Raw genomic sequence first — 9853 nt, 5'->3', positions numbered from 1 at the left:
GAGCCCCAATACGGAATCGAACCGTAGACCTTCTCCTTACCATGGAGACGCTCTACCGACTGAGCTATTGGGGCCTGCGGGGCGAAAACTTACCGGACTGGCGTTCGTGTCGGCAACTTCGGTCGTGGCCGCATGGCCCTGCGTGTTGTTCGGGGTGCGTTGTCCGTTGGGCTGCGGGTTTGTTTTTGGTGGGCCGGGATGTGTTCCAGCCCGCACCACCCGTTGCGTTCTCGTTGTCGGCTGGGGTTCTACCGCGGACCGGTCGGCCGGGCCCGGCCTCGGGAACTGCTACCACTCGCCCGGGTTCATGGTGAACTCCGCGTAGGGGACCGGGCGCAGGGCCTCGTAGCCGTCGGTTCCGTAGGCCGTGCCGTGGGTGCTGGTCAGGATCGCGAAGCACGGGCGGCGACAGCTCACGGCGCGGAACAGGCGGCCGATGTGGCGGTCCACGTACTCGAGGGCGGCCGCGTGGGTTTCGCGGGTGTCGCCGTCGGCGGCCTTGGCGCCCGGGGTGTGGAACCAGTTGGGGTGGTGCAGGGCGGCGACGTCGACCAGGAGGAAGAGTCGGCGAGCGGGATCGAGGCCGCCCACCACCAGCTCGGCCCGGGCCACCTGGGCCTCGAAGGAGATCGGCGACGTCGCGCCCAGCTCCGGGTCCCAGTGACTTTCGGCAAACATGCCCGGCAGCACCGAGTCGTGGGCGCCCTGCTTGTCGAAGCACGTGATGCCGCCGATGCAGGCCGTGTGGTAGCCGGCCTTGGTCAGCGCGCTGGGCAGGTCCGGCGTGTCGAACAGCCACGTGTGCGCGTTGGTGGACTCGCTGTCGGCGCGGCGGGCCGCGAACAGGCGCGGCTGCGTGGGCTCGTCCGGCGGCGTGGGCAGGTAGCCCGCGAGGAACGCGGTGTGCGCGGCGAAGGGCAGCGTCGCGGGCGTGTGGCGCTGCTCCCAGGTCCCCGCGGGCAGGACGCGCGCCAGGTTGGGCAGCCGGCCGGCTGCGGCGAGTTCGACGGCGACGTCGTAGCGCAGCGTGTCGAGCGTGACGAGCAGTAGGTCCTGCTCGCCCACGACGGCGTTCATGTCGGGACCGGTCACATCGGACATGCCACCTTCTCCGCTCCTGCTCGGTGGTACCGGGACGCCGCCCAAGGACAGCGCGCGGACGGCGATGGGTCGCCCATGCCTACCAGAGGGAGCCGACCCTTCGAGGGATAACCCCCTCGCGGGTGTCGAGGAAGACATGTATGTTGTTCTCAATCTAAGAAGATCTCAAATCGAGAACAACCGTGCGGTCGATGCCGGGAACGTGAACCGACAGGGCCGCGTCGGACGTGCAATGACCGCAACCCGGTGCACACACACCGAGCCGAGCCCCTCCCGGCGCGGCGGACCCGACCCGAAGGAAGCGCCGCATGGCCGACACCGTCACCAACGAACGTGATTGGCTCGCGTCGTACGACCCGCGCGCCTACGAGCCGATCGCGGTGACCGTCGACATCGTGGCGCTGACGATCCGTCAAGGGGCCGACGGCGACGCCGAGAAGGCGCTGCACGTACTCCTGGTCCGGCGCGGCGAGATGCCCTTCGCGGGCCGCCTCGCACTGCCGGGCGGCTTCGTGCGCCCCGTCGTGGAGGCCGACGGCACCCGCCGCGACGAGGACCTCGGCGAGGCCGCCGAGCGCGAATTGGCCGAGGAGACCGGGCTTGCCACGGGTACGCGGCTCGACCGCGTGCACCTCGAACAACTCGGCACGTACGGCGCGCCCGGCCGCGACCCGCGGATGCGGATCGTCTCGGTCGCCCACCTGGCCTTCGCCCCCGACCTGCCCGACCCGACCGCCGGCGGCGACGCGGCCCACGCGCTGTGGGTGCCCGTGGCCGACATCGACTTCCGATCACTGGCCTTCGACCACGCGCGCATCCTCGCCGACGGTCTCGAACGCGCCCGCGCCAAACTCGAATACTCGCCGCTCGCCACCGCTTTCGCGGGCGAGGAGTTCACGATCACCGAACTGCGCGAGGTCTATCAGGCGGTGTGGGGCGAACCCATGCACGCCGGCAACTTCCACCGCAAGGTCTTGTCCGTGCCCGGCTTCGTCGAGGACACCGGCGCCACCACCGCCCGCGGCGGAGCCCGCGGCGGGCGTCGAGCCCGGCTGTACCGCGCGGGACCGGCACGACTGCTGCACCCGGCGCTGCTGCGCCCGTCCCCGGAGGAGGACTCCCGATGACAAGGACGCCCGGCACCACGTCCACCACCGCGCCCACCACGTTCGAGGAAGCGCTCGAACTGCTGGCGGGTGCCCGCGATCCGCAGGCCGCCTTCGGGCCCTACGACGGCACCCCCGAGGCGTGCCTGCGCGCGGCCAACCGCACCTACCGCCTGCTCGCGCGGCTGCTGCACCCCGACACCGCGCCCGCCGACCGGCGCACCGAGGCCGCGGCGGCGTTCACCCGCCTGGGCGAGCTGTGGAACCGATACCAGCAGGACATCACGGGCGTGACGGGCCGTCAGGTCGTGATCACCACCAAGCGTCGGGTGTACTCGGTCGGCGAGGAGCGGGCGAGCGGCGACATCGCGACGCTGTACAAGGTCAGCTACCGCGCCGAAGACGACGGCGAGGCACGGGCGTTGCTGAAGATGCCGCGCTCGGTGACGGACAACGACCTGATGGAGCGCGAGGCCACCGCGCTGGAGCGGATCGCGCGCGAAGGCGACCCGGAGTACACGGACTACGTGCCCCGCCTCGTCGAGTCCTTCCGCTACCGCGACGCGGCCACCGGCACCGAGCGGCGCGCCAACGTGATCGAACGAGTGCGCGGCTTCCGCTCCCTGACGGAGGTTCAGGAGGCGTACCCCGACGGCCTGGACGCGCGCGACGTCGCGTGGATGTGGCGCCGGCTGCTCGTCGCCGTCGGCTACGCGCACCGGGCCGGGGTCGTGCACGGCGCGATCACGCCCGACCATGTGCTGATCCATCCGCACCGGCACGGCCTTGTCCTGGTCGACTGGTGCTACTCGGTCCTGCTCGACGACTCCGCGAGCGGCGTCGCCGGCGCCCGCCCGGACGCGATCCTGCGCGCCAAGGCGGTCGAACACGTGCCCGCGATGATCGACCGGCACGCGGACCTGTACCCGCCGGAGATCCCCGGCAAGCAGCCGCCCGAGACCTCCACGGACGTGTACATGGCGACGGCCTGCATCACCGCATTGCTCGCGTCGGACGCGCCCAAGCCGCTGCTCCGGTTCGCCCGCGGCTGCTCGTTGCCCGCGCCCGCGCGCCGGCCGCACGACGCGTGGAAGCTGCTGGGCGAGTTGGACGAGCTGCTCGGCAAGCTCTACGGCCCGCGCCGCTTCCGGCCGTTCGCGATGCCCACCCGTCGCGATCCCAAGAGCGGCGGGGCCGGCGCCGGCGCCAGGACGCCCAAGGCCACCAAGGCGGCCAAAACCACCAAGGCGCCCAAGGCGCCCCGGACTTCGAAACCGGCCGACGTCACGACGCCGGTCGATTCCGCCAAGGCCCCGAAGGCCACCGAGAAATGAATCAGACCCATCGTCTTGATCGGGGAGTGAAGCACCATGGGTAGCGGCAACTGGTCCACCAACGTGTACGACGCGGCGCAGAGCTACAACAGGGCCGCCGGGCGCAGCGCGTTCCACTACAACCACGTCACGCAGAACAGCACGCCGCGCAGTTCGTGGTCGGCGCACGCCGACCTGGACCCGCGCACAGCGGGGGTGCGGGAGAGCCGGGACAGCGACGAGCACCCGACGTCGGTGGCGATATCGGTGCTGTTCGACGTCACCGGTTCGATGTTGCAGGTCCCGCAGACCTTGCAGACCAAGCTGCCGGAACTGTTCGGCCTGCTCCTGCGCAAGGGCTACGTCAGCGATCCGCAGATCATGTTCGGCGCGATCGGCGACGCCACGTGCGACCGGGTGCCGTTGCAGGTGGGGCAGTTCGAGTCGGACAACCGGATGGACGACCAGCTCGGCAACATCCTCCTGGAGGGCGGGGGCGGCGGGCAAAAGCGCGAATCGTACGAACTGGCGCTGTACTTCATGGCCCGACACACCTCGATCGACTGTCACGAGAAGCGCGGCAAGCGCGGCTACCTGTTCGTGATCGGCGACGAGATGCCCTACCGCAAGGTGCGACGCGCCGAGGTCAAGCAGTTCATCGGCGACGACATCGGCGAGGACATCCCGATCGAACGGATCCTGGCCGAACTCCAGCGCACGTTCGAGGTCTACTACATTCTTCCCGCCGGATCGTCCTACGTGGGCGACAAGGAGGTCCTGGGGGAATGGAAGGGCCTGTTGCGGCAGAACGTCATCGAACTCGACGACGCCGACGGCGTATGCGAGACGATCGCGCTCACCATCGGTCTCGCCGAGGACGCGATCGACCTCGACGAGGGCCTCGACCACCTGCGGGAGGTCGGCGCGTCCGGACAGGTCGCCAACGTCTCGAAGGCGCTCGCGTCGTACGCGCGGGCGAACGGCGCGGTCGCGGTCTCCGGTGCGCTGCCGGGTCTGGACGGCGGCGGGACCGGCGGCGCCGACTCGGGGACGAGGCGGCTGTAGCGACCGGCCCGGGACAGGACATACGCCCATGCCTGCTCGTCACACGACGGCTCGTGACATACCCCCCGGTGACATGACGGCTCGTCACATCGCGGTCGTCGACCTGGGGTTCGGTGACGCGGGCAAAGGCACCACGGTGGACCGGCTGTGCGCGCGAGCGCGCGACGAGGGGCGGCCGGTCGCCGCGGTGGTGCGGTTCAACGGTGGCGCGCAGGCCGCGCACAACGTGGTCACCGACGACGGACGCCACCACACGTTCGCCCAGTTCGGTTCGGGCACGTTCACCCCGGGCACGCGCACGCACCTGTCGCGTTTCATGCTCGTCGACCCGCTCGCGCTCGCCGCCGAGGCCGAACACCTGCGAACACTGGGGGTGGCCGACCCGTTCACGCTGCTCACCGTGGACCGGGACGCGCTGCTGACCACGCCGTACCACGCGGCGGCGAACCGGGCCCGCGAGGCGGCGCGCGGAGCGGATCGGCACGGCTCGTGCGGGATGGGCATCGGCGAGACCGCGGCCTTCGCGCTCGCCCACCCCGATCTCGCCCCGCGTGCGGGCGACTGCCGGGCGCCGGACGTACTACGGCGAAAACTGGTCGCCGTGCGGGACGCGCTGACCGCCGAGCTCGGGGTCGAACTCGGGCCCGATCTCGACGCGTGTGTGGACGCGTTCACCGGCTTCGGGCGCGCGGTCCGGGTGGTCGACGAGGCATATACGCGTCGGCTGCTGCGGGGCGGGCCGGTGGTGTTCGAGGGTGCGCAGGGCGTGTTGCTCGACGAGTGGCACGGGTTCCACCCGTACACCACGTGGTCGACCACGACGTTCGCGAACGCCGAGACGCTGGCGGCCGAGGCGGGGGTGGGGGAGGGCGTGTACCGGCTCGGCGTGGTGCGCACCTATACGACGCGGCACGGCGCGGGGCCGCTGCCCACCGAGGACGCGGCGCTGACCGCCGCGCTGCCGGACGCCTACAACGGGACCGGGCGGTGGCAGGGGGCGTTTCGGGTGGGGCACTTCGACGCGGTGGCGCACCGGTACGCGGTGGCGGTGTGCGCGGGAGTGGACGGGCTCGCGCTCACCCATACGGATGTACGCCATCCGGGCCTGGGGGTGGCCCGGGCGTACGAGGGCGCGGAGCCGCGTGTCGCCGATGCCCCCGACCTCGCGCACGCCGAGCGACTGACCGCGCGGATGTTCGCCGCGCGGCCGATCGTGGAGCGCGCGCCGGCGCCCGCCGAGTGGCCGGATTTCGTGGCTGCCGAACTGGGCGCGCCGGTGACGTTGCTCTCGTTCGGGCCGGCCACCGGTGACAAGGGGGAGAGACAGGTATTACTGTCCGGTAACATCGGTGCCCGGGGGGCGTAGAGCGGTCTCGGATCCGAGGGGCCCGGACGAGTTCGGATGGGTCCGAACGGGTCCGAACGGGTCTCGAAGTCCGTTCTCCAGGGCTGTCGATGTGTCGGGTTGCGGGTCGATGGTCAGCGGCTTTACCGGGACCGCGTACTCTCGAACCCAGAAGTTGACGGACCGTCAGAACTGAATGTGCCCTGTGTCACGCGTGCGCCCCCGCGCGGGCGTGGCATCGTGGCGCGGAGATTGATGGATCTTGGGGCCGGAACCGTGGGCCCGTCGCGGAACACGTCGACGGGCATGACACCCTCGGACCGGCACCTGGGTGACCGGACGACCACAGGAGATCTGTTGTGAAAATCCTTGTCTGCGTGAAGTACGTACCCGACGCGACCGGGGACCGGGGCTTCAACGACGACGGCACCACCGACCGCGAGTCGGTCGACTCCCTGCTGTCGGAGTTGGACGAGTACGCGATCGAGCAGGCTCTCAAGATCGTGGAGTCCGGCGTCGAGGCCGAGATCACGTACCTGACGGTCGGCCCGGACGACGCCAAGGACGCCCTGCGCAAGGCGCTGGCGATGGGCGGCGACAAGGCCATCCACGTCAACGACGACGACATCGTGGGCACCGACGCGCTCGGCACGTCGCTGATTCTCGCGAAGGCCATCGAGCGCGCCGGGTTCGACCTGGTGATCTGCGGCATGGCCTCCACCGACGCCTCGATGGGTGTCGTCCCGGCCATGCTCGCCGAGCGCCTGGGCGTCCCGCAGGTCACCTACCTGGACGAGGTCGCCGTCGAGGGCGACACCGTCAAGGGCCGCCGCGAGGGCGACGTCGCGACCGAGCGCATCGAGGCCACGATCCCGGCCGTCGTGTCCGTCACGGACCGCACCGGCGAGGCCCGCTACCCGTCCTTCAAGGGCATCATGGCGGCCAAGAAGAAGCCGCTGGAATCCCTGGACCTGGACGACCTGGGCATCGACTCGGACCAGGTCGGCCTGTCCGCCGCGTGGTCCACCGTCGACACCGTCACCAAGCGCCCGCCGCGCGCCAAGGGCGAGGTCGTCGAGGACGAGGGCGAGGGCGGCGTGCAGCTGGCCGCGTTCCTCGCCGCCAAGAAGTTCATCTGATTCGGCCGGCAGCACCGGACTGTTTCGACACGTTCGTGGCGGTCGCCCCTCGGGGCGACCGGGACCGCAACGACAAACAACTTCCCGGCCGGAGAAATCCGGGCTGTACCGGACAAGGAGAGAACCCACATGGCTGAGATCCTCGTTCTCGTCGACCACGCCGACGGCGCGGTCCGCAAGCCGACCCTGGAACTGCTGACGTTGGCCCGCCGCCTCGGCGAGCCCGCCGCGGTCTTCGTCGGCACCGGCTCCGAAGGCGCCGTCGAGACCCTGGGCCGCTTCGGCGCGCAGAAGGTCTACGTCGTCGACGCCCCCGAGGCCGCCGAGTACCTCGTCACCCCGTCGGTGGACGCGCTCGCGCAGATCGCCGGCACCGCGAACCCGGCCGCGATCCTGGTCGCTTCCTCGTTCGACGGCAAGGAGATCGCGGCGCGCGTCGCGGTCCGCCTGGAGTCGGGCCTGATCACCGACGCCGTCGACGTCGAGGCCGGCGCCGAGGGACCGGTCACCGAGCAGTCGGTGTTCGCCGCGACCTACCAGGTCAAGGCGCACGTCACCAAGGGCACCCCGATCATCACGGTCAAGCCCAACGCCGCCACCCCGGAGGAGGCCCCGGCCACCCCTGCCGTGGAAACCGTGTCGGTGGACTTCACCGCCGGCGGCACCAAGGTCGTCTCGCGCGCCCCGCGTGAGAAGTCCGACCGCCCCGAGCTGACCGAGGCCGACATCGTCGTCTCGGGCGGGCGCGGCGTGAACGGCGCCGAGAACTTCCACGTGATCGAGTCGGTCGCGGACGCGCTCGGCGCGGCCGTGGGCGCCTCCCGCGCGGCGGTCGACGCCGGTTGGTACCCGCACAGCCACCAGGTCGGCCAGACCGGCACGCAGGTCTCGCCGCAGCTGTACGTCGCGGTCGGCATCTCCGGCGCGATCCAGCACCGCGCGGGCATGCAGACCTCGAAGACCATCGTGGCGATCAACAAGGACGAGGACGCTCCGATCTTCGACCTGGTCGACTACGGCGTGGTCGGCGACTTGTTCAAGGTCATGCCGCAGCTGGAGGCCGAGATCAACAAGCGCAAGTAGGCTCGGGATTCGCGTATTTTGCGTGCCGCCTTCGTGCCGCCTTCGTGGACGACCCCGCCCGGTTCGCCGGTTGCGGGGTCGTTGCGTGTCCCGGCGCGGTTCGTCGTGCGGCCGAGGCAGGACCGGCCGTCCTCAAACGCCGGACGGGCTGGTGGTGGTCGGCGTTCGCGTCTCGTGTCGGCCGTCGTGTCGGGTTGTCCTCAAGCGCCGGACGGGCTGAGCCCAGCCCGTCCGGCGCTTGAGGACACACAGCCGTCCGGCGTTCGAGGACCCAGTGCTCAGGCCGGCTCGGTTCGGCTTCCGCTCATGTCGGCGTTGGGGGCGGCCTTGGCGACCAAGTCCGGGATGATCTCGGTGAGTTCCGAGGGCGTCCAGCGCGCGCCCTTGTCGACCGTGGGGCCGTTGACCCAGCCCTCGGCGACGCTGATCGAGCTGCCGGTGACCGAGAACACCCGGCCCGTGACGCCGGCCGAGGCCGGGCTGCCGAGCCAGACCACGAGCGGCGAGATGTGCTCGGGGGCGAGCTGTTCGGCGATCTTCGCGGCGGCCTCCTCGTCGGCGAAGCCCGCGAGGTCCTCGGTCAGGCGGGTCAGGGCGGTGGGGGCGATGGCGTTGACGGTGACGCCGTAGCGGCCCAGTTCCTGGGCCGCGATCAGGGTGAAGCCGGCGATGCCCGCCTTGGCCGCGCCGTAGTTGGTCTGGCCGACGTTGCCGAAGATGCCGGACGGCGAACTCGTGTTGATGATCCGGCCGTCCACCTCCTCGCCCGCCTTGGCCAGACCGCGCCAGTACGCCGCCGCGTGGTGCGCCGGCGCGAAGGTGCCCTTGAGGTGGACCTTGACGACCGCGTCCCACTCCGCCTCGGACATGTTGGTCAGCATCCGGTCGCGCAGGATGCCCGCGTTGTTGACCAGGACGTCGAGCCGCCCGAACGCCTCGATCGCCTGGTCGATCAGCGCCTTCGCGCCCGCGAAGTCGGAGACGTCGGACGTGTTGGCGACCGCCTCGCCGCCCGCCGCGACGATCTCGGCCACCACGGCCTGTGCCGGGCCCGCCGACGCGCCGGTGCCGTCACGCGCCCCGCCGAGGTCGTTGACGACGACCTTGGCGCCCTCGGCCGCGAACGCGAGCGCGTGCGCGCGGCCGATGCCGTTGCCCGCCCCCGTCACGATGACGACGCGTCCTTCGCAGATTCCGGTCATGTGGCTCTCCGTGTCTCGGGTGGGAAATGGGCCGGGGTCGCGTCGGGATTCGTGCCGACCGCGCGTATGTACGCGCGCCCGACCACGCGTACGCACGTCACATTAGGAGGAGATCGATGCCGCGTACATGAGTAAGCCGGGCCGGCGACCCCGTACGGTCTCGACGCGTCGGTTTTCGAAAAAGAGTTCGGTCCCGAGCAACGATCCGCAAGGCGGTGCCGTCAGAGGGGTGGCCGGGTCGACGATCCGGCCACCCGCGGGCTGCCGGATGTGGCCCGCGCGGTGTGATCAGCCGGCTCCGACGATCGGAAAAGACTCTCGATGGGTTCGATGAACGCGATGACTTCACGCAAACGCCGGCTCCGCGGCCGGACGATCCTGGCCGTCGTCGGTGCCGCTGCGGCGGTCGCCGTCGGCGGGGTGGCCTTCGCCTCGGGCGGTTCGGGCTCGGGCTCGGGCCCGGCCGACGTCGCCTTGCCCGCGGTTTCCGCCGTCGCCC

At 70.9% G+C, this 9853-nt stretch carries 8 protein-coding genes and 1 tRNA gene; 6 read left to right on the top strand and 3 right to left on the bottom strand.

Features of this window, described 5'->3' with window-relative positions; genetic code table 11:
* Window position 1: 1 nt before the first annotated feature.
* Together GT354_RS44595 and GT354_RS44590 are read right to left on the bottom strand one after the other, a co-directional pair.
* Window positions 2-74, bottom strand: a tRNA-Thr gene (locus GT354_RS44595).
* 214 nt (window positions 75-288) lie between these two features.
* Window positions 289-1077: an STM4013/SEN3800 family hydrolase gene (locus tag GT354_RS44590; RefSeq protein WP_161362969.1), complete on the bottom strand. Its 789-nt coding sequence runs from the start codon at window positions 1075-1077 to the stop codon at window positions 289-291.
* 332 nt (window positions 1078-1409) lie between these two features.
* On the opposite strand from GT354_RS44590, the gene GT354_RS44585 reads away from it, so the two are divergent.
* From GT354_RS44585 to GT354_RS44560, 6 genes are all read left to right on the top strand, one after another.
* The gene (locus GT354_RS44585; RefSeq protein ID WP_161362966.1) at window positions 1410-2228 is read left to right on the top strand and encodes an NUDIX domain-containing protein; all 819 of its coding nucleotides are present in this window, start codon (window positions 1410-1412) and stop codon (window positions 2226-2228) included.
* Window positions 2225-3541, top strand: coding sequence for a molecular chaperone DnaJ (locus GT354_RS44580; RefSeq protein WP_202512994.1), 1317 nt, complete (start codon window positions 2225-2227; stop codon window positions 3539-3541). Before GT354_RS44585 ends, GT354_RS44580 begins: the two co-directional genes overlap by 4 nt.
* Window positions 3542-3577: 36 nt before the next feature.
* Window positions 3578-4585 carry a hypothetical protein gene (locus GT354_RS44575; protein WP_161362964.1) on the top strand — a complete coding sequence of 336 codons (1008 nt, stop codon included), beginning with the start codon at window positions 3578-3580 and terminating at the stop codon, window positions 4583-4585.
* A 73-nt stretch (window positions 4586-4658) separates the two neighbouring features.
* Window positions 4659-5951 carry an adenylosuccinate synthetase gene (locus tag GT354_RS44570; RefSeq protein ID WP_161362962.1) on the top strand — a complete coding sequence of 431 codons (1293 nt, stop codon included), beginning with the start codon at window positions 4659-4661 and terminating at the stop codon, window positions 5949-5951.
* A 356-nt stretch (window positions 5952-6307) separates the two neighbouring features.
* Window positions 6308-7069 (top strand): electron transfer flavoprotein subunit beta/FixA family protein, encoded by a 762-nt coding sequence (locus GT354_RS44565; RefSeq protein WP_161362967.1) that lies wholly within the window; start codon window positions 6308-6310, stop codon window positions 7067-7069.
* Window positions 7070-7198: 129 nt separating this feature from the next.
* On the top strand, window positions 7199-8152 hold the full coding sequence (locus GT354_RS44560) for an electron transfer flavoprotein subunit alpha/FixB family protein (protein ID WP_161362960.1): 954 nt from the start codon (window positions 7199-7201) through the stop codon (window positions 8150-8152).
* A gap of 278 nt (window positions 8153-8430) precedes the next feature.
* Here GT354_RS44560 and GT354_RS44555 read toward each other — a convergent pair whose 3' ends face one another.
* On the bottom strand, window positions 8431-9354 hold the full coding sequence (locus tag GT354_RS44555) for an SDR family oxidoreductase (protein ID WP_161362958.1): 924 nt from the start codon (window positions 9352-9354) through the stop codon (window positions 8431-8433).
* Between the last annotated feature and the right edge of the window lie 499 nt (window positions 9355-9853).

It is taken from the genome of Streptomyces sp. SID3343, from assembly GCF_009865215.1.
Lineage (GTDB): Bacteria > Actinomycetota > Actinomycetes > Streptomycetales > Streptomycetaceae > Embleya.
The sequence above is the reverse complement of the archived record's forward strand: the minus strand, read 5'-3'. Positions and strand labels throughout refer to the sequence as shown.

What these genes read in the sequence shown, in the direction of transcription:
- GT354_RS44555 (WP_161362958.1), bottom strand. Translation starts at nt 9,354, where the DNA reads ATGACCGGAATCTGCGAAGGACGCGTCGTCATCGTGACGGGGGCGGGC.
- GT354_RS44580 (WP_202512994.1), top strand. Translation starts at nt 2,225, where the DNA reads ATGACAAGGACGCCCGGCACCACGTCCACCACCGCGCCCACCACGTTC.
- GT354_RS44570 (WP_161362962.1), top strand. Translation starts at nt 4,659, where the DNA reads ATGACGGCTCGTCACATCGCGGTCGTCGACCTGGGGTTCGGTGACGCG.
- GT354_RS44575 (WP_161362964.1), top strand. Translation starts at nt 3,578, where the DNA reads ATGGGTAGCGGCAACTGGTCCACCAACGTGTACGACGCGGCGCAGAGC.
- GT354_RS44560 (WP_161362960.1), top strand. Translation starts at nt 7,199, where the DNA reads ATGGCTGAGATCCTCGTTCTCGTCGACCACGCCGACGGCGCGGTCCGC.
- GT354_RS44590 (WP_161362969.1), bottom strand. Translation starts at nt 1,077, where the DNA reads ATGAACGCCGTCGTGGGCGAGCAGGACCTACTGCTCGTCACGCTCGAC.
- GT354_RS44585 (WP_161362966.1), top strand. Translation starts at nt 1,410, where the DNA reads ATGGCCGACACCGTCACCAACGAACGTGATTGGCTCGCGTCGTACGAC.